We start from the raw sequence: 22,717 nt of genomic DNA on the forward strand, positions 1-22,717 counted from the left end.
TCGTTTATTTTTCTGCGAGATGTTACAGCGTGGAACTTGCGACTATTCTCGCTCCCACGCTTTTACGGCCATAAGCCTGAGAACCCGATTTTTCGGGCTCTTCAAGACTTGTGTATAACGATGAGTGCTTTGCGTGGCGATGCATTTCGTGACGTTCCGCGTCACAGAGTTCTGCGATATCAGGGAGATTCAGGTTCGACTCAGGTCACCTTTTCGCCCCTCGGCGACTCACTTTGAAAGGGCCAAAGTGAGCAAAGCCCCTGGCTCCGTTTCCGGCCCGACTTCGTCGGGTTCCTTCGTCCTGCCCCTGATCCGGGGGTCGCCGCAACGGGCCATCCATGGCCCGGTGCGGCTAACTCGGCGTCCTTGCCGAGTTACCCCCGGATCAGGGTCAGGACTCAGCCGTCACTTACGTCGCAATCGGTGTCGTCAGGGCTATCGCGATCGAAAAAGCAAATCTAAAGCACATCTAAAGCGCATCTAGAGCAGTGGCTTCAGGCGAAACATGACGTTTTGACGTGACGGGGATTTGGGAGGCGGAACGTCGTGCACTGCCTGTCGATGCACAGTGGCATGGGGGTTGAGCATTTGTTTGGCGCGATAAGCACCCACCCGGCAATGCTTTGAAACAGGTCGGCGACAGCCACCTGCCCCCTACTCTCGTGTAAGCTCACACGCTATTGGTTTTCCCATCGAGAGGCCTATGCAGTCCACTTTCCGACGCTCGACCCTGGCAGCGCTTCGCGGTTTTGCCTTGCCGAGTGATGCTATCTCCATTGTTTCTTCCGCGGCCGATTATCGGCGCTGTCTGCTGGAGAAGATTGCTTCGGCCACGCGCCGTATTTACATCACTGCGTTGTACCTGCAACAGGATGAGGCAGGCCAGGAGGTGCTCGATGCCCTGTATGCCGCCAAAGCAGCTCGGCCAGAGCTGGATGTGGCGGTGCTGGTGGACTGGTTTCGTGCGCAGCGGGGCCTGATCGGGGCCGGACGGCAGCCGGGCAATTCGACCTGGTATCAGGCGCAAAACCTCGAATATGACGAAGAAGTGCCGATCTATGGTGTGCCCGTGCAGACCCGCGAGCTGTTCGGCGTATTGCACCTCAAGGGCAGCGTGGTCGATGACTGCGTGCTTTACACTGGCGCGAGCATCAACAATGTCTATCTGCACAAACTCGATAAGTACCGCCTAGACCGTTATCACCTGATCGAAAGCGCACCGCTGGCCGACTCGTTTGTGAATCTGGTGCAGCAGGAAATTCTGCCGTCGCCAGCAGTGCATCGTCTGGACCTGCAATCGCCACCGAGTTCGCGCAGCCTGCGTAGCGAGATTCGCGCGTTTCGCGGTGATCTGAAGCGCGCTGCCTATGACACCTCGGTGGGCGACAAGGAAAACGGCGCGTTGCGAGTGATCCCGTTGCTGGGCGTCGGCCCACGCAACAAGCTCAATCGCGTTATCTGCGACCTGATCGCTTCCAGCAAGATTCAACTGACCATCTGCACGCCGTATTTCAACCTGCCAGTGGCCGTGACTCGCGAGATCAACAGGGCACTGAAGCGTGGGGTACAGGTCGACATCATCATTGGCGACAAAACCGCCAACGACTTTTTCATCGACCCGGACGAGCCGTTCAAGGTGATCTCGGCCCTGCCCTATCTGTATGAGATCAGCCTGCGACGCTTTGCGCAAAAACACCAAAAGGCGATCGCCCAGCAGCGCCTGAACGTGCATTTGTGGAAGCACGGCGATAACACCTTCCACCTCAAGGGTATCTGGGCTGATCAGCGCTATACCTTGCTGACCGGCAACAACCTGAACCCGCGCGCGTTCAATCTTGACCTGGAAAACGGTCTGCTAGTCGATGACCCGCAGGGCCAGTGGACTGATCCCCGCGAGGCAGAGATCGCGCATTTGATGCGCAACACCCAGCGCGTCAACCAGTACGATGAACTCGACACTCTGGCCAACTATCCCGAAGGCGTGCGCAAGTTCCTGCGCAGGGTCAGTCGGGTCAGGGTCGAACGCCTGCTGTACCGGATTCTATAGGCGTTCACTTCAGCGGGTGCCCAGCTCTTCTTCAGACCTGAGCGCCCGCTGACGGCACTGTTCACCAACCCGCCCTCAAGGCTGTTTGGCACCCAACTGCTTCCACATCTTTTGCGTGATTTTTCGGCGGTTGCTGTAGCCCGCCCAAGGGTCATCCTTGAGCGTGCTTAAACGCTGCTCAAGCGTGGTGATGTCCCACTGCGCCGACGACGTCAGACCCGCCAGCTCATCCAGTGCAATCGGCACCGAGACCGGTAAACCCGGCCGGGCGCGTACCGAATAGGCGGTGACTGTACTGCCGCCGCGACTGTTGCGCAGGTAATCGACAAAGATCTTCCCGACCCGGTTTTTCGGCCCCATGGTGGCCGTAAAGCGCTCGGGCAGTTGCCGACTGACAAACTCGGCAATCGCCTTGGAAAACGCCTTGACGGTGTCCCAGTCGGCCTGCCGCGCCAACGGCACGATGATGTGCATGCCCTTGCCGCCACTGGTCTTCAGAAAAGCTTCCAGGCCCAGCTCATCAAGCACGGCAAGTACCATCTGGGTGGCCTCGATCATGCTCCGCCAAGGCAGCGCCGGGTCCGGATCGAGGTCGAGTACCAGGTGATCAGGCGTCTCGATTTTGTCGCGGGTCGCGCCCCAGGTATGCAATTCGATGGCACCCATTTGCGTCGCACCGACCAGCGCCTGCACCGAGTCGATTTCCATCAGCGCGGCATGACCGGGGTCCAGTGCGCGATCAAGCTGCTTGATATTTGGAATGGCCAGATGCTCGGCGTGCTTCTGGAAAAACTGCTCGCCATCGATGCCTTCAGGACAGCGCAAGAGTGCCACCGGACGCTTGTTCAGATAAGGCAGAATCCATTCGGCAATGGACGCGTAAAACTGCGCGAGTTCAATCTTCTGCGTACCGGTCTTGCTGTCGATGACCCGATCCGGATGGCTGATGCCAGTTCCTGATACGTCGACTTTGCCCTGAGCGGTTTTTTTACCCGTTTTGGGAGCGGCTGAAGCGACCTTGGTTTTGCTGACAGCCTTCGCCGGCTGGGCCTGTTCATGCACCACATCGCTTGCAGGCTTGTCAGTGCGCAAGCCGACGAATGCGGCCTGACGCAGAATACCCTCGCGGGTCCACTGGGCAAACTCTGCTTCGCAGACCAGCTGTGGCTCCAACCATTGCACACCTCGCGCCTGCGCTGCGCTCAGTTTTTTTGCCAGCGGCGAGGTCTCGCGCTGCAACGGCTGTAACTGTTTGTGCAATTGCTTGAGTGTCGCTTCGTTGAAGCCAGTGCCGACCCGCCCGGCGTACACCAGGCCTTGCTTGGCGTCATTGACCGCCAGCAACAACGCGCCGAACGCCGAGCGGCTGCCCTGCGGCGCGGTATAGCCGACGATCACAAACTCCTGACGCAAACGGCATTTGAGCTTGATCCAGTCGGGATTGCGCTTGCTCACATAGGCGCTGCCGGCACGTTTGCCGATCACCCCTTCGAGGCCCATTGCAGCGGCGCTGGCAACAATGTCCTGATGCCCGGCCTGAAACGCATCGGAGTAGCGCAGCACGCGGCTGCGCTGGCTGCCGAGCACCTGTTTCAAGGCGTCACGACGCTGTTCCAGTGGCACTTCGCGCAAATCTTCGCCACTCAGAAACGGCATGTCGAACAGGTAATACAGGATGTTCTTGCTTTGCCCCTCATCAAAGGCATTCTGCAGGCCCTGAAAGTCGGGCAACCCTTGTTCGTCGAGCACCACCACTTCGCCGTCGAACCAGCTGTCCTGCAACTTCAAGCCTTTAAGGGCCTTGACCAGTTCAGGCAGTTGATCGGTCCAGTCATTGCCGTTACGGGTGAACAGACGCACTTCGTCATCCTGGATGCGCGTGAGCATGCGGTAGCCGTCGAACTTGATCTCGTACAGCCACTCACCTGCGGGCGGGGCATCCACCAGCGTTGCCAGTTGTGGCGACAACGCATCCGGGATCGCTGTTTTGGCTCTTTTCGGCTCGGCTTTTGATGCTGCAACTTTTGGCGTTGCAGCCTTGGCCTTACTGGTTGCATTGCCGGGCTTGGGCTTGGGCTTGGCAGACGCTGCACGCCCGGCCCCGACATGCGCGCCGCTGATCACGCTTTGTGGTTGTTCCTGGGTGATGTCGTACTCGTCGGCGGGTCGGGCAATCGAGTCCTTTTCCTTGATCAGCAGCCATTGTTCCTTACTGCCGCTGCCTTTGAGCCGCGTGCGTACCAGCGCCCACTCGCCGCTGAGCTTCTCGCCGACCAGCGTGAACTTGAGCTTGCCTTCCTCGTAAGTCTTTTGCGGATCGCCATGGGGCTGCCAGATGCCCCGATCCCAGACAATTACGTCGCCTCCGCCGTATTGCCCTTGCGGAATGCTGCCCTCGAAACCGGCGTAATCCAGCGGATGATCCTCGACATGCACCGCCAGACGCTTTTGCTTCGGGTCCAGGCTTGGACCTTTAGGAACCGCCCAGCTCTTGAGCGTGCCATCCAGTTCCAGGCGGAAGTCGTAGTGCAGATTACGCGCATCGTGTTTTTGAATCACAAAGCTCAGCGCGCTGGACCGCGCCTTGCCTTTGCGTTTGCTCTCGGCAGGCTCTGAGGTGACATTAAAATTGCGCTTGCGTGTGTATTCACTGGCTGGCTTGGCCATGGCCGGTTTCTCCAGAAGGATAAAGGGGCTTTTGGCTCAAGACGCTTTGCCGGTTTTCTTGCGCGGGGCGGGCCGCTTGGGTTTGCTCTCGTCCTTGGCCGCAGTCTTGCCAGCAGCTTTGCCAGCGGGTTTACTCGCCCTTGCCTTGCCAGCGCCGCCCTTGCCCGCCAGGCTGCGGCGCAGCAGATCGGTGAGGTCGATGACATCGGCACTTTTGCGTTCTTCCTCTCCCGGATCGGTCTCGACATCTTCGATCTTGCCTTCGCTGGCCTTGGTTGCGACCAGTTTCATGATCTTCTCCTGGAAGGTATCGCGGTATTTTTCCGGCTCCCAGTCTGCGCTCATGTCCTTGACCAGCCGCTTGGCCATGTCGCGCTCGCTCTTGTTCAACTGCGCATCAGTCACTGCTTCACTCAGCTCCAGCGCATCGAGCTCGCGCACGTCGGCGGGCCAGCGCAGGATCACCATCACCAGCGCCGATTCCAGCGGCATGACCGCCGCCAGGTGCTCACGGGTGTGCAGCACAACGTTGGCCAACGCGACCTTTTTGGTTTCCATCAGGGTTTCGCGTAACAGCGCGTAGACTTTTTCACCACGCTTGTCAGGGGTCAGAAAATAAGGCGTGTCGATGTTCTGCAAGGGAATCTGCTGACTGTCGACGAAGGCGAATATGTCGATGGTCTGCGTCGACTTGGGGTGCGAAGAGCGTATTTCCTCTTCGCTGAGCACCACATAACGATCTTTCTCGTGCAGTACACCCTTGACGATATTTTCCTTGGTAACTTCCTTGCCGGTGACCTTATTGATCCGCTTATAGCCGACCGGGTCCATGCTGCGTTTGTCGAGCCAGTCGAAATCCACGCTGTTCGACGTCGTCGCAGACACCAGCGCGACGGGAATATGCACCAGTCCAAAGCTGATCGCGCCTTTCCAGATTGCCCTTGCCATGGTCTGACTCCTGTTGATCGTGAACAGGTGACCGGACAGGCCCGAGAAAAGTTTCGGCAGCCTGACGAGCGCTGCCAAACGCTTGCACCAGAAGGCTCTACACGCAATTACCGAGTGCCAGCCAAGCTGACATATTCCTTAACGATCTAAAAATATGGTTTAACGATCTTTTGCGGAATAAATCAGACGTTCTATAAATGGCCCCACCTCGAACGCTGTTGGCAGACTGTCTGCACTCCAACAGTAGGTCCCGTCAGCTCTGACCGAGCTGATCACTCCCAAGGATTTGTCATGAACGTTTTCTGGTTTCTTCCGACTCACGGCGACGGCCACTATCTGGGCACCACCAAGGGCGCGCGCCCGGTCACCCTGAATTACCTGAAGCAGGTGGCGCAGGCTGCCGACGATCTGGGCTACTACGGGGTGCTGATTCCTACGGGCCGCTCCTGTGAAGACTCATGGGTGATCGCTTCGGCACTGGTGCCGCTGACCGAGCGTTTGAAGTATCTGGTAGCGATCCGTCCGGGGATCATCTCGCCAACTGTTTCGGCGCGTATGGCCGCCACGCTGGATCGTTTGTCGGGTGGCCGCCTGCTGATCAACGTGGTGACCGGTGGCGATCCGGACGAAAACCGGGGTGACGGCAGCTTTCTTGATCACAGCGAGCGCTATGAAGTCACCGACGAGTTCCTGCAGATCTGGCGTCGCGTATTGCAAGGCGAAGCAGTCGACTTCGAAGGCAAGCACTTGCGCGTAAAAAACGCCAAGGCGCTGTACCCGCCGATCCAGAAACCTTACCCGCCGCTGTATTTCGGCGGTTCTTCGGATGCAGCACATGATCTGGCCGCTGACCAGGTGGATGTCTACCTGACCTGGGGCGAGCCGCCAGCAGCCGTCGCGCAGAAGCTGGCCGATGTGCGGGAACGTGCAGCACGCAAGGGCCGTACCGTGAAGTTCGGCATTCGTTTGCATGTGATCGTCCGGGAAACCAGCGAAGAAGCCTGGAAAGCCGCCAGCACGCTGATCGAGCACATCAGCGACGAAACCATTCAGGCGGCGCAGAAGTCCTTCTCGCGCTTTGACTCGGAAGGCCAGCGACGCATGGCGGCACTGCACGACGGGCGCCGCGACAATCTGGAAATCGCCCCTAATCTGTGGGCGGGTGTGGGCCTGGTTCGTGGCGGCGCGGGCACAGCGTTGGTCGGCAACCCGCAGGAAGTGGCGGAACGCATCAAGGAATACGCGAACCTGGGCATCGAAAGCTTCATCTTTTCCGGCTACCCGCACCTCGAAGAAGCCTACCGTTTCGCCGAACTGGTGTTCCCGCTGCTGCCTGAGCCTTACGCCAGCCTGGCCGGGCGTGGCATCACTAATCTGACGGGGCCGTTTGGCGAAATGATCGCCAACGATCTGCCCCCGCAGGCCAAGTGATGTCAGGGCAACTGCTGACCTTACCGCACTCGCCTGCGCTGGCGACCTCGATCAGGGCCACTGCGCAGGTGTTCGAAGACCCGAAGTCGAGGGCCCTGCTCGCCCACGTACGCCAGGTTGCACCAAGCGATGCCAGCGTGCTGATTATTGGTGAGACCGGCACCGGCAAGGAGCTGGTCGCAAGGCATGTCCATGAGCTGAGCGCCCGGCGTGACAAGCCGTTTGTGGCCGTTAACTGCGGGGCCTTTTCCGAGAACCTGATCGAAGCCGAGCTGTTCGGCCACGACAAAGGGGCTTTTACCGGCGCAATCAGCGCCAAGGCCGGCTGGTTTGAAGAGGCCAACGGCGGCACGCTGTTTCTTGACGAGATTGGCGACTTGCCCATGACCCTTCAGGTCAAGCTGCTGCGTGTGCTTCAGGAACGCGAAGTGGTGCGGCTGGGCTCGCGCAAAAGCATTCCGATTGATGTGCGCGTGCTGGCGGCCACCAATGTACAACTGGAAAAGGCCATCAACGCAGGACATTTTCGCGAGGATCTGTATTACCGGCTGGACGTGGTCAACCTGGAATTGAGCCCGTTGCGCGAGCGGCCCGGCGATATTCTGCCGCTGGCCCGACACTTCATCGAGGTCTACAGCCAGCGCCTGCGGCATGGCCCGGTACGGATAAGTCCCGAGGCCGAACACAAGCTCAAGACCTACAGCTGGCCGGGTAACATTCGTGAGCTGGAAAACGTTATTCATCACACCTTGCTGGTCTGCCGTGACGGCATCATCCAGCGTGATGATCTGCGCATGTCCAACCTCAGAATCGAGCGTCAGGACGAATACAGCCAAGCTGACGAATCCGCCGAGCAGTTGCTCAATCGCGCGTTCCAGAAGCTGTTCGAGGAACAGGCAGGCGCCTTGCACGAGAAGGTCGAGGACACGCTGCTGCGAACGGCCTATCGCTTCTGCCATCACAACCAGGTGCACACCGCCAGTTTGCTGGGCCTGACGCGGAACGTGACGCGCACGCGTCTGATCAAGATCGGTGAACTGGCGGTCAACAAGCGCAGGCCGGGTGAGAATGTGCAGGGTGACCGGATGCTGCATGTGTCGGTGTGAGCGTGGGAATGCAGTTCTTAACGCTCAGCGTCACACAGAGGTTTTGCGAGGTCGGTTAGATATGTTTTCGACTCAAGGCACCTTTTCGCCCCTCGGCGACCTACTTTGATGGGGCCAAAGTAGGCAAACCCCCAGGCTCCGTTTCCGGCCCGACTTCGTCGGGTTCCTTCGCCCTGTCACTGATCCGGGGGTCGCCGCAACGGGCCATCCATGGCCCAGACTGTGTAAAAACGATTTTCGGCGAGATAGGCATCTAAAAACGACCTGAAAATCGCGTCCCTGCGCAAAATCTGTATCTGCTCACATACCGACAAATTTCAGATTTAACGTAGAAGCGCGCACTTCAGTTTTGGCACAGCGTTTTTACGCAGTCTGGGCCCGGTGCGGCTTGCTCGGCGTCCTGCCGAGCATCCCCCGGATCAGTGTCAGGGCTCAGCCGTCACTTACGTCGCAATCGGCGTCGTCAGTGCCATCGTGGTTGAAAAGCACATCTAAAGCTAAAGCATTATCACGGATATGTGACGCAGAGCGTTACAACGGGCATTTACATGCTGAAGCGTGAGCAACGAGAGGTGTCTGGAAGAACACTTATCATGACTCTTCAGGTCAGGGAAGCCAGGCGCATTGCCAGCGCTTTGGCCTGAATCGCTACGTCGGTGACTGCAGTGCTTTCCCACCACATGCCGCGCAATGGCGGGCCCATGGCGAACAGGCGGGAGGCGTACCGACCTTGTTCATTGAGCACCGCGCCACCTGCGTCGGCGGCGATGCCCAGTGCCAGTGGGCCGGGTTGAATCAGTCCTCGTGCCAGCAACTGGCGAGGCAACGGACGGTCCACGCGACGCCAGTCGTATTCGATGCCGGTGGAGTTTATCAGCGCATCACCTGATAGCTGCGAAGGCTTACTCTCACCCCGATAGCGGACGTTGATCTGTACCTGCCCGGAAGGCAGAGTTGCAACTGCCTGCAACGATGCGGCCTCAATGCTCAGCCTTCCCTGCCTGACCAGCCTGGCCAGCAGCGCGGCACTCGGCGGCGGCGAGCGATGGTGGTGGCTTTCCCACCACGGCCGCACGTGGCGTACGAACTGTCGACGCTGCCTGTCGGTTGCCTGGTTCCAAAGCCGACCGACGTTCGCGCGCACGGTATCCAGCGGGGCCTGCCAATCGATCCCGCTCTCGATGGCCAGTTCGCATTGTTCACGCACTTTGCGCAACAACTGTCGAGTCGTCCGGATACTGGTGTCCTGGGCCAGAAAGTCGGGCCACTCCGGCGGCTGGCGGCGCACGTGAGGCAGCAGACCGTGGCGCGAAAAAACCTGAATCGGGCCGCGATGCCCGGCTTTTTCAAGCGACACCACCGCGTCAACCATGGTCAGCCCGGAGCCGATGATCATGACCTTCGCCTGCGGATCAAGCTGGCGCATGGCAGCCACATCCCAAGGGTCCAGACCCGCTGTATTCAGCCCGTTCGACTCGCGCAACGGGGTACGTGAAGCGGCATACATGCCGGTGGCCAGCACTGCACGACTGCCACTAAGCACAGAGCCGTCCGCCAATGTAATACTGACACCGGTATCGTCAAGCTGCAGATCGACCGCTTCAGCTTGCACATGCTCCACCGTCGAGCCATGCACCGCTCCGACGGCCTTGGCCTCACGCAAGCGCTGCTGAACGTAGAGACCGAAAACACCACGCGGCGGAAACAGCTCGGCCACCGGTACTTTCTGCTCTACGGATTCGGGCCAGCCGCCCTCGGCCAGATACCCGGACAGCCATTCGGTGAGGTCATCGGGGTTATCCGGATCAACGCTCATGCGCGCCGCATTGCCATTGAGCGTGTGCCCCGGCTCGGTCGCGCTGTAGGCCTCGCCACGACCCAGCTCGCGGCGGGTCTCTATGATCAGGACCCGGCGCTGACCCGGTCGGCGTAATAGCTGCACAGCCAGCATGCTGCCGCTCAAGCCGCCACCGATGATCAGAATATCGGCCGTTTGGTAGTGCTCATCGCTCATCGAACAGCGCCTCGGTCGGGTTGTAATAAAGTCGGATTACTCGTCGGGTGTGCTGAAGGGAAAGCGCGCTACAGCACCACGTTGCGCACAAAGCGCAGTCGCACCGCGCCTTCATTGCAGTAACGGTGCGGCTGATTGCTGGGAAACATGAAGAATTCACCCGGCCCGATATGTTGCGCGGCCCCCTGCTCGGCCAGACGCAACGTCAGGTGCCCTTCTACCACATACACCTGCTCGCTCCAGCCGTCGGGGTCGGCTTCCGATGCGTAAGCGTCTCCGGGTTCAAGACAGAACTCCCAGAGTTCGACTTCGCGCCGGGCAATCGCCTTGGCCAGCAACACTGCTTTGCTGCCAGCAATCGTACCCTCCCAGGCCAGTTCGTTGATACGACTGTGATCACGGCTGTCAGGGGCCTGAATCAGATCACTGAATGCAACTCCGAGCGCTTCAGCGACACGGTCCAGCGTCGCCAGACTGACGTTCTTCTCTCCGGCCTCGATGGCCACCAGCATGCGTCGGCTGACACCGGATTTATCTGCCAGAGCGGTCTGGCTGAGGTCTGCCGCATTGCGCAGACGCCGAACGTTCTGGCTGACATGTTGCAGCACAGGCGCGCGTCGAGGGTTTTCTTTGTGCATGGAAGTGCTCACGTGAAACCGCTGCGCAGTATACTGCCCACTTTAAGGAGACTGTCAAAGCGTCCCGTCTCTCATCATACCCAACGCAATGAACAGGAATCCGGAACTGACATGAAGTCTATCAGCCGCTTGCCCCGTATCAGTAAAGCAGAAGCTGTATTGATTCTGATCACTATGCTCTGGGGCGGCACGTTCCTGCTGGTGCAGCACGCGATGACGGTCAGCGGCCCGATGTTTTTCGTCGGCCTGCGCTTCGCCGCTGCGGCAGTGATCGTCGCGCTATTCTCGATGAACGTACTGCGCGGGCTGACATTGCTGGAGCTCAAGGCAGGCGTACTGATCGGCACGTCGATCATGCTGGGCTACGGCCTGCAAACCATCGGCTTGCAGACCATCCCCAGCAGCCAGTCGGCCTTCATCACCGCTCTTTATGTGCCCTGCGTGCCGTTGCTGCAATGGCTGGTGCTGGGGCGGCGGCCCGGGCTGATGCCGACCCTGGGAATTGTTCTGGCCTTCATCGGCCTGATGCTGGTTTCAGGCCCACAAGGCTCGTCCATGAACCTGAGCTCAGGTGAAATCGTGACGATGATCAGCACAGTCGCCATTGCTGCTGAAATCATCATGATCAGTGCCTATGCAGGCAAGGTCGATGTGCGTCGGGTGACGGTGGTGCAGCTGGCAACCGCTTCGGTGCTGGCGTTTCTGATGATCGTGCCAACGCAGGAAAGTCTGCCGGGGTTTTCCTGGTTGCTGGTGCTCAGCGCGGTGGGCCTGGGGGCGATGAGCGCTGCGATTCAAATTGCCATGAACTGGGCGCAACGTAGCGTCTCGCCGACCCGCGCGACCGTGATCTACGCGGGTGAACCGGTCTGGGCCGGGATTGTCGGAAGACTGGCCGGTGAGCGCCTGCCGGGAATTGCCCTGCTCGGCGCGGCGCTGATCGTGGCGGGAGTGATTGTCAGCGAGATGAAACGACGCTCACCCGCCACGGAAATCGCCGACACCGAGCAGAATCGTGTACGAGAAACTCACTGATGAGGACTTGTCCGTTGGTGAAAAATGATTGTTTAGCGCAACCTGGATGTACTGATGTAAAAATTTTCAGACACTTTTTGTAGGAAATTTCGAAACGTGTTCGTTTGGTATTGAGTTCTCTGGCACGTATGATGCTTGACATTCTCCTGCAGATTAGAAGCCTATGTCCCTGATAGTTCTACTGCTTCTGCCTTTTATCGGCAGCTGTCTGGCGGCCTTTTTGCCGCACAACGCGCGTAACGCTGAATCCTTTCTGGCGGGTCTGGTTGCCTTGGTCGGCGCAATCCAGATGGCGTTGTGGTTCCCGCAGATTGCCGATGGCGGCGTGATTCGGGAGGAATATTTCTGGCTGCCCAGCCTGGGAATGAATTTTGTCCTGCGCATCGACGGCTTTGCCTGGATGTTCTCGATGCTGGTGCTGGGCATCGGGGCGCTGGTCTCGCTGTACGCCCGTTACTACATGTCGCCGGACGATCCGGTGCCACGCTTCTTTGCATTTTTCCTCGCATTCATGGGCGCCATGCTGGGCCTGGTGATGTCCGGCAACCTGATCCAGATCGTGTTTTTCTGGGAACTGACCAGCCTGTTTTCCTTCCTGTTGATCGGCTACTGGCATCACCGCGCCGATGCCAGGCGCGGTGCCTACATGGCACTGATGGTGACCGGTGCTGGCGGTCTGGCTTTGCTGGCGGGCATGATGATCCTCGGGCATGTGGCTGGCAGCTACGATTTGGACCGCGTACTGGCATCCGGTGACATGATCCGTGCCCACGCCCTGTACCCGGTGTTGCTGAGCCTGATTCTGATCGGCGCACTGAGCAAAAGCGCCCAGTTCCCGTTCCACTTCTGGCTACCCCACGCGATGGCGGCGCCGACACCGGTGTCGGCGTATCTGCATTCGGCAACCATGGTCAAAGCCGGTGTGTTTCTCATGGCCCGTATGTGGCCCTCGTTGTCAGGCACCGAACAATGGTTCTGGATGGTCAGCGGCGCAGGTGCCTGCACGCTCATTCTTGGCGCCTACGCAGCCATTTTCCAGAATGATCTGAAGGGGCTGCTGGCGTACTCGACCATCAGCCATTTAGGCCTGATCACACTGTTGCTCGGCCTGAACAGCCCGCTGGCGGCCGTCGCCGCCGTGTTCCACATCCTCAACCACGCCACGTTCAAAGCCTCGCTGTTCATGGCCGCCGGGATCATTGACCACGAAAGTGGGACGCGGGATATCCGGCGGCTCAGCGGGCTCGTCAAACTGCTGCCCTACACCGCGACGCTGGCGATGGTGGCCAGCGCGTCAATGGCAGGCGTGCCGCTGCTCAACGGTTTCCTGTCCAAGGAAATGTTCTTTGCCGAAACCGTCTTCATCTCGGCCACGGCGTGGGTCGAAATGGCACTGCCGGTGGTCGCGACCATCGCTGGCGTATTCAGCGTTGCCTATTCGTTGCGATTCACCGTCGATGTGTTTTTCGGCCCGGCCGCCAAAGACCTCCCGCGCCTGCCCCATGAGCCACCGCGCTGGATGCGTGCGCCGGTCGAGTTTCTGGTCCTGACCTGCGTAGTGGTCGGTATTTTCCCGGCACAATCGGTTGCGCCACTGCTGGCAGCGGCCGCCCGGCCGGTGGTGGGTGGCACGCTGCCCGAGTACAGCCTGGCCATCTGGCATGGCTGGAACGCGCCGATCATCATGAGTCTTGTGGCCATGGCGGGCGGCATCATCCTGTATCTGTTTTTGCGCAAACCGCTCAAGCAGGAACGTATCACCGCCCCGCCACTGGTGGGCAGACTCAACGGCAAGCGCGTGTTCGAGCGCAGCCTGGTGGTGGTGATGCACTGGGCACGCCGTTTCGAGCGCAAGGTCAGCACCCGTCGCTTGCAGCCGCAGTTGTTTCTGCTGGTGCTGGCTGCTGTGCTGGGCGGTTTCATTCCGATGTATTTCAGCGGCCTGACCTGGGGTGACCGACCCAAGATTCCGGGCTCAGGGGTGTTTGTCACGCTGTGGCTGATCGCGATCGCCTGCGCGCTGGGCGCCGCATGGCAGGGCAAATATCACCGTCTGGCGGCGCTGGTCATGGTCAGTGTGTGCGGGTTGATGACCTGCATCACTTTCGTCTGGTTCTCGGCCCCTGACCTGGCCCTGACGCAGTTGGTGGTGGAAGTGGTGACCACGGTGCTGATCCTGCTTGGCTTGCGCTGGCTGCCGCGACGCAACGAAGACGTCGCCCCGCTCAGCGCCCGCCTGCGCGCTCGCACCCGGCGTATTCGCGACTTCGGCCTGGCGGTTCTGGTCGGCCTGGGGATGGCGACATTGTCCTACGCCATGTTGACCCGCCAGACGCCCAACGCCATCTCGTCGTTCTACCTGAGCCGTGCGCTGCCGCAAGGCGGCGGCACCAACGTGGTCAACGTGATGCTGGTGGATTTCCGTGGTTTCGACACGTTTGGCGAAATCACCGTACTGGCAGCCGTGGCGCTGACCGTGTTTGCCCTGTTGCGGCGCTTCCGCCCGCCCAAGGAAAGCATCCTGTTGCCTGCGCAGCAGCGCTTGCTGGCGCGCGACGTGGTGACGGACCTGATCAACCCGCGTGGAGCCAGTGACACGGCGCTCGGTTTCATGATGGTCCCGGCGGCGCTGGTCAGGTTGCTGCTACCGATCGCTTTCATTATTTCGATGTACCTGTTCGTGCGCGGCCACAATCAGCCTGGCGGCGGATTCGTTGCCGGGCTGGTGATGTCGGTGGCGTTCATTCTGCAGTACATGGTTGCCGGTACTCAGTGGGTGGAAGCGCAAATGAGCCTGCGGCCGCTGCGCTGGATGGGCACCGGCCTGCTGTGCGCGGTCCTGACCGGCGCCGGCTCCATGGCGCTGGGTTATCCGTTCATGACGACCCATACCGCGCATGTCGATTTACCGATTCTGGGTGACATCCATATCGCCAGCGCACTGTTTTTCGACGTCGGCGTGTATGCCGTAGTGGTCGGTTCGACCCTGTTGATTCTCACCGCGCTGGCTCACCAGTCGGTGCGCAGTCATCGCCCGACCCAACTGCCCAAGCCTGTTGCCAATCCGCAAGGAATTCTCTGATGGAAGAAGTTATCGCAGTCGCCATCGGTGTTCTCGCCGCGTCGGGAGTCTGGCTGATCCTGCGTCCGCGAACCTTCCAGGTAGTCATGGGCCTGTGTCTGCTGTCGTACGGGGTCAATCTGTTCATTTTCAGCATGGGCAGCCTGTTCATCGGCAAAGAGCCAATCATCAAGGACGGCATTCCGCAGGACCTGCTCAATTACACTGACCCGCTGCCGCAGGCACTGGTGCTCACCGCCATCGTCATCAGCTTCGCCATGACCGCCCTGTTTCTGGTGGTGCTGCTCGCCTCCCGAGGCCTGACCGGCACCGACCACGTCGATGGCCGGGAGCCCAAGGCATGAACGGGATGACGCAACTGATCATCGCGCCGATCCTGCTGCCATTGCTGACCGCCGGGCTGATGCTCTGGCTGGGTGAAAAGCACCGCCCGCTCAAAGGGCGTATCAACCTGCTCTCAAGCATCCTCGGGCTGGGCATCTCCGTGGTGCTGATGCTCTGGGTGCAGCACACCGGCAACAGCGGATCGATTGGTGTCTATCTGCCGGGCAACTGGGGCGTACCGTTCGGTATCGTGCTGGTCGTCGATCATCTGTCGGCATTGATGATGGTGCTGACCGGCATCGTCGGTGTCTGCGCGCTGCTGTTTGCCCTGGCGCGCTGGGATCGCGCCGGTGCAAGCTTCCACGCCTTGTTCCAGATCCAGCTCATGGGCCTGTACGGCGCGTTTCTGACTGCTGACCTGTTCAACCTTTTCGTATTTTTCGAAGTGCTGCTGGCAGCCTCCTATGGCCTGATGCTGCACGGCTCCGGACGGGCACGCGTGTCGGCAGGCCTGCATTACATTTCGATCAACCTGCTGGCCTCGTCGCTTTTTCTGATCGGCGCAGCCTTGATCTACGGCGTGACCGGCACACTTAACTTCGCAGATCTGGCGATCAAGATTCCTCAGGTATCAGAAGCTGATCTGGGTCTGCTGCATGCCGGTGCGGCGATTCTGGCAACGGCGTTTCTGGCCAAGGCCGGTATGTGGCCGCTGAATTTCTGGCTGGTTCCGGCCTATTCCTCCGCCAGCGCGCCAGTTGCAGCAATGTTTGCGATCATGACCAAGGTAGGCATCTACACCTTGCTGCGCCTATGGACGCTGCTGTTTTCAGGGCAGGCCGGCGCCTCTGCCTTCTTCGGCGGCGAATGGCTGATCTTTGGTGGCATGGCAACCATCTTCACTGCGGCGATAGCAATCATCGCCGCCCAGCGTCTGGAGCGCCTGGCCAGCCTGAGCATTCTCGTATCGGCAGGCATCCTGCTGTCGGCGATCGGCTTCGCACAGCCCAGCCTGACGTCGGGCGCACTGTTCTATCTGGTCAGCTCGACGCTGGCATTGAGTGCGATGTTCCTGTTGGGCGAATTGATCGAGCGCTCGCGATCAGCCAACGAAATCCCTTTGGAAGAAGACGCGGACCAGTTGCCGCGTGCCATGGAGTCACTGCATCCGCCGCCCGGCACCAATCTGGACGACGAACAAAAAGTCGTGGTCGGCCAGGTGATTCCCATGACCGTGGCCTTTCTGGGCTTGAGCTTTATCATCTGCGCGCTGCTGATCATCGGCATGCCGCCGCTTTCCGGGTTCATTGGCAAGCTGACGCTGCTGAGTGCCCTGCTCAATCCGCTGGGGCTGGATGTCGCCCAGGACGAAGCATTGCTGACGCGCTCCTGGATGCTGATCGGTCTGCTGATCTTTTCCGGACTGGCATCGCTGATCGCTTTTTCCAGACTGGGCACCCAGCGCTTCTGGACACCCCACGAGCGCCCCTCGCCGCTGTTGCGGCGCAACGAGTGCCTACCGATCATTATCCTGCTGGGCCTGTGCATAGCGTTGACCTTCAAGGCAGAGTCGCTGCTGCGCTATACACAAGACACCGCCGCAGCGCTGCATGAGCCCAAGCAATATGTGCAATCGGTGCTCGCCACACGCCCCATACCCGGCCCGACCAGTCATGAAGTCAATCCGGAGGGGCAACCATGAAACGTGTGTTTCCGGCACCCTTGCTCTCTATGGCGCTGTGGGCGCTGTGGCTGGTACTGAACCTTTCTGTCAGCCCCGGCCACCTGTTGCTGGGCGCCTTGCTGGGCTTTCTGGCACCGCTGCTGATGGCGCCCTTACGTCCGCTGCCGGTACGCATTCGCAAACCAGGGACGATCCTCAAGTTCTTCTGGCTGGTAGGGCGTGATGTGGTGGTTTCCAACCTCCAGGTCGGTCTGAGCATCTGGCGGCTAAAGCGTCGACCACCCCGCTCGGCCTTCGTGCGAATCCCGCTGGACCTGCACAATGCCCACGGCTTGGCGGCACTGGCAATCGTGACCACTGTAGTGCCCGGCACGGTCTGGTCAGAACTGGCGCTGGATCGCAGCGTGCTGTTGATGCATGTCTTCGATCTGGAGAACGAGGCGCAATTCATCGAGCACTTCAAGACTACCTATGAGCGTCCATTGATGGAGATCTTTCAATGAGTAATCTGCTCGACAACGCCATTCTGATCAGCCTGCTGATCTTTGCCCTGGCCATGGTGATCACCTTGCTACGCCTGATCAAAGGCCCTTCTGCGCAGGACCGGGTACTGGCGCTGGATTACCTGTACATCATCGCCATGCTGATGATGCTGGTGCTGGGCATCCGCTACGCCAGCGACACCTATTTCGAGGCAGCCATGCTGATCGCCCTGTTCGGCTTCGTCGGCTCATTCGCACTGGCCAAATTCCTGCTGCGCGGAGAAGTGATCGAATGAACGAATTACCGGTTTCCGTACCTTTCTGGGCTGAAATACTGACGGCCGGGCTGCTGATCGCCAGCAGCCTGTTCGCCCTGACCGGGGCGCTGGGCCTGTTGCGTCTGAAAGACTTCTTTCAACGCATGCATCCACCGGCACTGGCTTCGACACTGGGTGCCTGGTGCGTGGCACTGGCATCGATCATCTACTTCTCGGCACTGAAATCCGAACCGGTCATCCATGCCTGGCTGATTCCGGTGTTACTGGCGATAACGGTGCCTGTGACCACCCTGCTGCTCGCGCGCACTGCGCTGTTCCGCAAACGCATGGCCGGTGAAGATGTGCCAGCCGAGGTCAGCAGTGGCCGTGTCGATGGTGAGTCGAACGCAGGTTGAAGACGGTGTGCGCGAGCGTTATTCGCTGGCTTTGAAGGTCAGTTCGCCCTTGCGCCATTTCGCGGCTTTGCCAACCGCAGTTTTCAGGACCTTGCTCATACCGGTCAGCAGTTGTTCTTTTGCGGCAAAGACCATGACCACACCATGCCCTTCCTTGAACACGATTCCGTGGCCTTCGGGCGTATCGACAAAAGCATATTCACCCAATCCGTAAACGGTGACCTTCACCTCACGGAATTTCAATTCAAGCTTTCCACCTTCACGACTCGGCAGCACAGCCGCGCGAAAATGGTCGCCGACCTTGAGTTCCAGACGCGGCTTGTCATCGACCACCAAGGCAGTCTCGGTGTCAATTTCAGCGATGTAGATGCCTTCGGCTGATTGCTCGGTGATGTAGACAAAACGGGATTGAAATTGCTTGACCAACTGTGCGCGAAGATCGCCGAGCACGAACAAAGCATGGGTATCCAGGTTACTTACAGCCAAAGTACAAACCCTCAAACATGAAAAATGAGGCTGCCTGATGTTCAGGCAGTCAATAAGTGACTCATTCACAGGCCGAACGGCACGGCCAGATACCTGCTGACGCGCTGCACGCGGGAACGATGAATCGGCTACCGCTGAACTGTGCAGGCTGGAGGCGGATTCTACCGGCTCATTGCCTTCACGGGATATATTCCTTTTGTACACATCAATGTCACAAGGAGGACACGGCAAGGGCACTGGCGCCTGCTCGACACATGAATCAGGGACTGTCCAGAGGCTCTGGGTGCGCTCCAGGCCGCGGTCGCACTGACATCTGGCACCGTGGAAACATAGCATTAACCTAAGGAGCAAAAAAGATTGCCGTTTGCAGACCGGTAAATGCATCGAACTCTTGCAGACAGCTGTCACTCCCATAGAGAACTGATGACAACACGGGGATCCCCCTCGTCTAGGAGATGACATGGAACCGACCACAACCACCCTGAATGACCTTTTCGCTCAACTCGGCCTTGAGTCCGACGATGACAGCATTGAAGCATTCATCGCCAGCCATCAGTTGGCTGACGATGTGAAGCTGATCGACGCCGAATTCTGGAGTGAAAGACAAGCTGACTTCCTTCACGAGCAGTTGCATGAGGATGCCGAGTGGGCGCCCGTGGTCGACGACCTTAATGCCCGCTTGCATAAAAAGCCTTGAGACTCACTGCGGGTAGCCGGGCTGCACGACATTGGGGTGCAGTATCCGGCCACCCGGCGCTGGAGCGTGAACGAATACCGCATCACTGAGGCTGCCCGTTCGGCCGAGTGCCGCGCTCCAGTGCGCAGACTGATGAATGTAGCGCCAGCGCAGGATCTGCTCTTCCTCGCCCGTCAACGTATAAGAGCCACCTCGCGCATAGTCGATCAGCTTGCGCGCAATCACCTCCAGTTCGGGAGGAAGCTGTAAGTGAGGCGCATGCGGAACGGGACCGAACGGCACGCCCTCATCACAGGCCAGCGTATGCATGATCTGCAACGAAACCCGTGAAAGATGGCCAAAAACCTGCCGATGCATGCACACCGCAGCCACGATAACACCAGCACTGGAGAGCGTTTTTTTGCAGATATTGCGGCTGCTTGCGCATGACCGGACCTGCAACGACGCCTGACTGTCGAGCGGATCGATCCATTGACTGAAATCCATTTTGGCCAACTCCACCTGCGCTTCCTGCCAGCAAGTCGCCGTTTCCGGAGGACTGCCACGCCGCACAGCGCTCATACGCGGGCGAGTCATTAATACGTTTTCCTCCATCTGTGGCGGGTAACCACCACCGATATCGGAATGGGCCCCCGGCAAGGTTATTTCCTCAGGCCAGCCGGGCGTAATGCTATTGAGCGCAAAATTGCGTCGATTTTCATCACGCGCCACCAGATGCAGCACTTGCTGGGCGCATCCTGGCGGCAGATACAGGTTGACGCGTCGATTGCAGGCGTCACTCGTGTTGCCCAGATCCTTGACACTCCCGATGGCCGCAACGGTATCGAACAGCCCGATGACCTTGAGCACCACACTGTCGTTGCTCCAGATAAAGTTTTCGCTCAACCGCACTTTACGGCTACGGAGTATCGGCTCAAGCATGCCGATATCACGTTTGAGGATTTCGTTGACGAAATGTCTCGCCGACGCCGCACCACGGCTGAAGCCGAACACGTCAAATTCCAGCGCCCCCAGCACGCAATCCGGATTATCCCCGGGGAAGGTCTTGAGTAGCGCACCCAGCTTTCCAAACGCGTTTTCCACCTTGGAAACCACACCCGTGACGCCACGACCAAAGCTCTGCCCCGGCCATACAGAATCACGCTCACCGGATGTCGTACCGGCACCGCTTATATAAATCGGGTAATAGATTCTCAAACCCTGCCCGTCATTGGCGGCGACCGGTTGATGACGATAAAGCGCCACCAGCAAGGCGATGTTACTTAGCTCATTGCTGTAACTACTGCCCGGATCAGCATGTCGCCCGGCGCACTCCTTGATGTGCCTGCCTTCGTTGACTTCCAGCAATGCCCGGCAATCGGCGCCGATCTGACTGTTGACCCGATTATTACCGGTGCCGTCAAAAAATACGCCTATACGCGCGGTAACCTGCAAAGCTGCCACGCCCGAAAACGCGGCAGACTGTTTGACACTCCGTGTACTGTCCATAACTCTTCCGTCCATTGAGGCGCCCTTGGCAAGGTCGCACTTAAATCAAAAATCAATACCAATGATTTAAGAGATTGCTCAACGTAAACAAACAGTCAAGTCATGCACAGTTATTCAGATTATTCCTACACACTACGCAGCACTATTTAAAATATTATATAAATAAATACCTACACACCATTGCGTATTTAACGTAAAGAAGATTGACTGTCCAAACACAACCAATCTTTCCGTTGTATGACAAATGCACTATTAAAACTAGTGGCTCGAACTGCCTTGAGGTTTGTAACCCAGGCGCAGACCACCCCAATGACGCCCCTTGACGATAATGGGCACTGACAGGTCATGCATCAGCTCTCCCGTGTCCCGCGTATAGGTCTGCAGCAGTACCGGTTGCTGATGGCTGCCGCAGCGAATACCGGTCCGGTCATCAAACTTGCGCTTGCTGCGATTGCGCGCATTGTCCACCGCTGCGTCCCCGGTCAGCGGCTGATTGAACGCGCTGTTATGCGTAGGTACGTAACCTTGCTGGGTGCAGGCGATGGCAAACACCAGGCCTTCATGCCGTGCGAGCAACGGTTCTTGCAACGCCGGGAGTACCTGATCGGTGTAACGATCAAAGCGCGTGGTGAATCGGGTCGGTGAGGTATTCGCGACCGGTTTGTAATTGCGGTCGAACAGGTCATCCAGACTGACGCGCCCCTGTTCGATATCGGCTTCGAACTTTTCGCCAATCAGCCGCGCACCTTCACGGGCCAGATCGTAAATCCGCTGATGGTAGTCATCCAGACCCACCTCAGCCAGACGCTGACTGATAGTCTCGGCCTGCCCTTCCATCTGCACCGCAGCGCTGGCCAGTTGTCGGGTTTGCTCGTCGCTGACGGCCAGGTCGCTGCGCATGTGTTCGACGGCCTCGAACAGGCTCGCCAACTGGTCCTGATTGCTCTTGGCACCTTGGGATATTTCGCTGACCTGGCTCTCGACCTCGACCGCAAGGCGGGCAATGTTGCCGAGGTGCTCCCCGGTCAATTCGACCTGCTCGACACCAATGTCCAGGTCGGCAGACAACTGGCGGATCTGCTCAACGACCTGCACAGTGCGCTGCTGGATATCGGCCACCATCTGCCCGACTTCCCCGGTAGCACTCGCGGTCCGGCCGGCAAGCCCGCGCACTTCATCAGCCACCACGGCAAAACCACGCCCGTGTTCGCCGGCGCGGGCAGCCTCGATGGCTGCGTTGAGCGCCAGCAGGTTGGTCTGACTGGCAATCGACTGGATCACCATGGTCACCCGCTGGATCTCCTCACTGCGCTGGCTGAGCGCCTCGATCAGCTCCCGACTGGTGACTGCCCGATTACTCAACTGGTGCATCCGCTCGATGGACTCATTCAATGCGCCACTGCCCGCCTCGCTACGCGCCCTCGCCTCGCTGGCGGCCACCAGCGCCTGCTGGCTGAGCTGGGCGGTCTGCTGCTCGGTAGTGATCATCAGCTCGGCGCTGCTGACCACCTGCTCGGCAGCACCGAGCTGCGATTGCACACGGCCTGCCAGCTGACGCACAGAAAACGCTACCTGGGCGGCCGACAGCGCGTTGTGGCTGGTGGTGCGGGAGAGGTCACGGGTGAGACGGGTTATGTCGGCGTCTACCGACTCGGCCGACACTGCCGCAGGGCCAGGGAGCAACCATCGCGGCAGCCAGATCAACAGCAATGTGCAAGGCACAACAACATAGAGGGATATCCCGCTGACCGTCATCGCGGCCAGTAACAGGCACAACGCAACACTTTGTACCGCTGGCACCCACCACTTCAATGCGGTACCTGGCGCACTGGCCAGCGGCAATCCAGCTGCCATGGAAAGGTTCTCGGCCATGTTGCGTTACCCCGTCTGTATTTATCGTTATTGCACCTATTAA

The 22,717-nt window shown here is 59.1% G+C and carries 18 protein-coding genes; 11 read left to right on the forward strand and 7 right to left on the reverse strand.

Annotation, left to right across the window (positions count from 1 at the left end; translation table 11 throughout):
* Positions 1-703 precede the first annotated feature (703 nt).
* Positions 704-2,047, forward strand: a complete 1,344-nt coding sequence (gene pssA / locus N018_RS15905; protein ID WP_024645507.1) for a CDP-diacylglycerol--serine O-phosphatidyltransferase — start codon at positions 704-706, stop codon at positions 2,045-2,047.
* A 75-nt stretch (positions 2,048-2,122) separates the two neighbouring features.
* Here the strand turns inward: pssA and ligD are convergent, their stop codons facing one another.
* Both ligD and N018_RS15915 read right to left on the reverse strand, forming a co-directional pair.
* Positions 2,123-4,714, reverse strand: a complete 2,592-nt coding sequence (ligD, locus tag N018_RS15910) for a DNA ligase D (protein WP_025390185.1) — start codon at positions 4,712-4,714, stop codon at positions 2,123-2,125.
* A gap of 36 nt (positions 4,715-4,750) precedes the next feature.
* Positions 4,751-5,662 carry a Ku protein gene (locus N018_RS15915; protein WP_024645509.1) on the reverse strand — a complete coding sequence of 304 codons (912 nt, stop codon included), beginning with the start codon at positions 5,660-5,662 and terminating at the stop codon, positions 4,751-4,753.
* 291 nt (positions 5,663-5,953) lie between these two features.
* On the opposite strand from N018_RS15915, the gene ssuD reads away from it, so the two are divergent.
* Together ssuD and N018_RS15925 are read left to right on the forward strand one after the other, a co-directional pair.
* Complete coding sequence (gene ssuD, locus N018_RS15920) at positions 5,954-7,093, forward strand: FMNH2-dependent alkanesulfonate monooxygenase (RefSeq protein ID WP_024645510.1); 1,140 nt, start codon at positions 5,954-5,956, stop codon at positions 7,091-7,093.
* The gene (locus N018_RS15925) at positions 7,093-8,199 is read left to right on the forward strand and encodes a sigma-54 interaction domain-containing protein (RefSeq protein ID WP_024645511.1); all 1,107 of its coding nucleotides are present in this window, start codon (positions 7,093-7,095) and stop codon (positions 8,197-8,199) included. The genes ssuD and N018_RS15925 overlap by 1 nt, the downstream gene beginning before the upstream one ends.
* Positions 8,200-8,800: 601 nt before the next feature.
* Here N018_RS15925 and N018_RS15930 read toward each other — a convergent pair.
* Together N018_RS15930 and N018_RS15935 are read right to left on the reverse strand one after the other, a co-directional pair.
* A complete protein-coding gene (locus N018_RS15930) occupies positions 8,801-10,213 on the reverse strand; it encodes an FAD/NAD(P)-binding protein (protein WP_025390186.1) in 1,413 nt (470 codons plus the stop codon).
* Positions 10,214-10,281: 68 nt separating this feature from the next.
* Positions 10,282-10,851, reverse strand: a complete 570-nt coding sequence (locus N018_RS15935) for a helix-turn-helix domain-containing protein (RefSeq protein ID WP_025390187.1) — start codon at positions 10,849-10,851, stop codon at positions 10,282-10,284.
* A gap of 111 nt (positions 10,852-10,962) precedes the next feature.
* On the opposite strand from N018_RS15935, the gene N018_RS15940 reads away from it, so the two are divergent.
* The 7 genes from N018_RS15940 to N018_RS15970 all read left to right on the forward strand — a co-directional run bounded on the left by N018_RS15940 (position 10,963) and on the right by N018_RS15970 (position 18,131).
* Positions 10,963-11,886, forward strand: a complete 924-nt coding sequence (locus tag N018_RS15940; RefSeq protein WP_025390188.1) for a DMT family transporter — start codon at positions 10,963-10,965, stop codon at positions 11,884-11,886.
* A 163-nt stretch (positions 11,887-12,049) separates the two neighbouring features.
* Complete coding sequence (locus N018_RS15945; protein ID WP_025390189.1) at positions 12,050-14,968, forward strand: monovalent cation/H+ antiporter subunit A; 2,919 nt, start codon at positions 12,050-12,052, stop codon at positions 14,966-14,968.
* Positions 14,968-15,312: a Na+/H+ antiporter subunit C gene (locus N018_RS15950; RefSeq protein ID WP_007251310.1), complete on the forward strand. Its 345-nt coding sequence runs from the start codon at positions 14,968-14,970 to the stop codon at positions 15,310-15,312. The genes N018_RS15945 and N018_RS15950 overlap by 1 nt, the downstream gene beginning before the upstream one ends.
* Positions 15,309-16,994, forward strand: a complete 1,686-nt coding sequence (locus tag N018_RS15955; protein ID WP_024645516.1) for a monovalent cation/H+ antiporter subunit D — start codon at positions 15,309-15,311, stop codon at positions 16,992-16,994. Before N018_RS15950 ends, N018_RS15955 begins: the two co-directional genes overlap by 4 nt.
* Entirely contained in the window at positions 16,991-17,479 is a 489-nt protein-coding gene (locus N018_RS15960; RefSeq protein WP_025390190.1) for a Na+/H+ antiporter subunit E, read from the forward strand. The genes N018_RS15955 and N018_RS15960 overlap by 4 nt, the downstream gene beginning before the upstream one ends.
* Positions 17,476-17,754, forward strand: a complete 279-nt coding sequence (locus N018_RS15965; protein WP_024645518.1) for a K+/H+ antiporter subunit F — start codon at positions 17,476-17,478, stop codon at positions 17,752-17,754. The genes N018_RS15960 and N018_RS15965 overlap by 4 nt, the downstream gene beginning before the upstream one ends.
* Positions 17,751-18,131, forward strand: a complete 381-nt coding sequence (locus N018_RS15970; RefSeq protein ID WP_024645519.1) for a Na+/H+ antiporter subunit G — start codon at positions 17,751-17,753, stop codon at positions 18,129-18,131. Before N018_RS15965 ends, N018_RS15970 begins: the two co-directional genes overlap by 4 nt.
* An 18-nt stretch (positions 18,132-18,149) precedes the next feature.
* On the opposite strand, the gene N018_RS15975 is transcribed toward N018_RS15970, so the two are convergent.
* Positions 18,150-18,617 carry a hypothetical protein gene (locus N018_RS15975; RefSeq protein ID WP_024645520.1) on the reverse strand — a complete coding sequence of 156 codons (468 nt, stop codon included), beginning with the start codon at positions 18,615-18,617 and terminating at the stop codon, positions 18,150-18,152.
* Positions 18,618-19,077: 460 nt separating this feature from the next.
* On the opposite strand from N018_RS15975, the gene N018_RS15980 reads away from it, so the two are divergent.
* Positions 19,078-19,314, forward strand: a complete 237-nt coding sequence (locus N018_RS15980) for a DUF2789 domain-containing protein (RefSeq protein WP_024645521.1) — start codon at positions 19,078-19,080, stop codon at positions 19,312-19,314.
* Between the two features lie 3 nt (positions 19,315-19,317).
* On the opposite strand, the gene N018_RS15985 is transcribed toward N018_RS15980, so the two are convergent.
* Together N018_RS15985 and N018_RS15990 are read right to left on the reverse strand one after the other, a co-directional pair.
* Positions 19,318-20,802 (reverse strand): T6SS phospholipase effector Tle1-like catalytic domain-containing protein, encoded by a 1,485-nt coding sequence (locus tag N018_RS15985; protein ID WP_025390191.1) that lies wholly within the window; start codon positions 20,800-20,802, stop codon positions 19,318-19,320.
* A gap of 258 nt (positions 20,803-21,060) precedes the next feature.
* The gene (locus N018_RS15990; protein ID WP_024645523.1) at positions 21,061-22,674 is read right to left on the reverse strand and encodes a methyl-accepting chemotaxis protein; all 1,614 of its coding nucleotides are present in this window, start codon (positions 22,672-22,674) and stop codon (positions 21,061-21,063) included.
* Positions 22,675-22,717 lie beyond the last annotated feature (43 nt).

Source organism: Pseudomonas syringae CC1557, assembly GCF_000452705.1.
In the GTDB taxonomy this organism is placed as follows: domain Bacteria; phylum Pseudomonadota; class Gammaproteobacteria; order Pseudomonadales; family Pseudomonadaceae; genus Aquipseudomonas; species Aquipseudomonas syringae_F.

What these genes read in the sequence shown, in the direction of transcription:
- pssA (WP_024645507.1), top strand. Translation starts at nt 704, where the DNA reads ATGCAGTCCACTTTCCGACGCTCGACCCTGGCAGCGCTTCGCGGTTTT.
- ligD (WP_025390185.1), bottom strand. Translation starts at nt 4,714, where the DNA reads ATGGCCAAGCCAGCCAGTGAATACACACGCAAGCGCAATTTTAATGTC.
- N018_RS15915 (WP_024645509.1), bottom strand. Translation starts at nt 5,662, where the DNA reads ATGGCAAGGGCAATCTGGAAAGGCGCGATCAGCTTTGGACTGGTGCAT.
- ssuD (WP_024645510.1), top strand. Translation starts at nt 5,954, where the DNA reads ATGAACGTTTTCTGGTTTCTTCCGACTCACGGCGACGGCCACTATCTG.
- N018_RS15925 (WP_024645511.1), top strand. Translation starts at nt 7,093, where the DNA reads ATGTCAGGGCAACTGCTGACCTTACCGCACTCGCCTGCGCTGGCGACC.
- N018_RS15930 (WP_025390186.1), bottom strand. Translation starts at nt 10,213, where the DNA reads ATGAGCGATGAGCACTACCAAACGGCCGATATTCTGATCATCGGTGGC.
- N018_RS15935 (WP_025390187.1), bottom strand. Translation starts at nt 10,851, where the DNA reads ATGCACAAAGAAAACCCTCGACGCGCGCCTGTGCTGCAACATGTCAGC.
- N018_RS15940 (WP_025390188.1), top strand. Translation starts at nt 10,963, where the DNA reads ATGAAGTCTATCAGCCGCTTGCCCCGTATCAGTAAAGCAGAAGCTGTA.
- N018_RS15945 (WP_025390189.1), top strand. Translation starts at nt 12,050, where the DNA reads ATGTCCCTGATAGTTCTACTGCTTCTGCCTTTTATCGGCAGCTGTCTG.
- N018_RS15950 (WP_007251310.1), top strand. Translation starts at nt 14,968, where the DNA reads ATGGAAGAAGTTATCGCAGTCGCCATCGGTGTTCTCGCCGCGTCGGGA.
- N018_RS15955 (WP_024645516.1), top strand. Translation starts at nt 15,309, where the DNA reads ATGAACGGGATGACGCAACTGATCATCGCGCCGATCCTGCTGCCATTG.
- N018_RS15960 (WP_025390190.1), top strand. Translation starts at nt 16,991, where the DNA reads ATGAAACGTGTGTTTCCGGCACCCTTGCTCTCTATGGCGCTGTGGGCG.
- N018_RS15965 (WP_024645518.1), top strand. Translation starts at nt 17,476, where the DNA reads ATGAGTAATCTGCTCGACAACGCCATTCTGATCAGCCTGCTGATCTTT.
- N018_RS15970 (WP_024645519.1), top strand. Translation starts at nt 17,751, where the DNA reads ATGAACGAATTACCGGTTTCCGTACCTTTCTGGGCTGAAATACTGACG.
- N018_RS15980 (WP_024645521.1), top strand. Translation starts at nt 19,078, where the DNA reads ATGGAACCGACCACAACCACCCTGAATGACCTTTTCGCTCAACTCGGC.
- N018_RS15985 (WP_025390191.1), bottom strand. Translation starts at nt 20,802, where the DNA reads ATGGACAGTACACGGAGTGTCAAACAGTCTGCCGCGTTTTCGGGCGTG.
- N018_RS15990 (WP_024645523.1), bottom strand. Translation starts at nt 22,674, where the DNA reads ATGGCCGAGAACCTTTCCATGGCAGCTGGATTGCCGCTGGCCAGTGCG.